The sequence below is a fragment of the Vibrio sp. 811 genome (assembly GCF_033339195.1).
In genome coordinates this window covers 1-608 of sequence record NZ_JAWOUB010000593.1, presented here as the reverse complement: position 1 = coordinate 608, position 608 = coordinate 1, and the positions used below count along the sequence as shown (strand labels likewise).

Genomic DNA, 608 nt, shown 5'->3' with positions numbered 1-608 from the left:
AAATCCAGTCTGTTTTTTCATATTATTTTCACAGCAAGTTAAAGTTAAAAAGTAAATAACTGTACGCTTTTTTGTTGTGGAAATAAGTACAGTATTGATAAAAGGGTCAGCATTATAGAGCGATGCAAAATAAAGCGCTAGAGCTCGACATTAATCATTTTGATGATTTTATCAACGGCATATGTGTTGTTTTGGTGTACAGTGCATTCAGTTTTCTGTAAGAAAAGCCTTACGTTGGTAGTGAGGTTAGCGAAAATGAATGTTGTCTAAAAACAGACAAATAGATTGTCTTTTCATGGTCATTGAGGAATGCTACGCAAGGCGGGGTTAGGCAACCATCTCGAAATGCGATAAGTCTAGCGCCCTTATTGATTGTCTGAATATAAGAATAATCTAGATGGAATTTGATTCGGTTAACTTGCTTGCGATGGGACTGATTTTTCTCGGTTCTTTTGTCCAAACTGCGATTGGTTTTGGCTTAGCCATTGTGGCCGCGCCGTTGCTCATTCTATGGGCGCCCGAATATGTGCCTGCACCTATCTGTTTGGTCGCGTTGTTTATTTCGATCATGAATGCGCTGAAACATCGCAGTAGCGTCGAAATCGGTG

At 39.6% G+C, this 608-nt stretch carries 1 pseudogene; it reads left to right on the top strand.

The features are described 5' to 3' along the window. Nucleotides 1-397 precede the first annotated feature (397 nt). A pseudogene (locus R7Q46_RS28275) lies at nt 398-608 on the top strand (sulfite exporter TauE/SafE family protein); the annotation flags it as partial.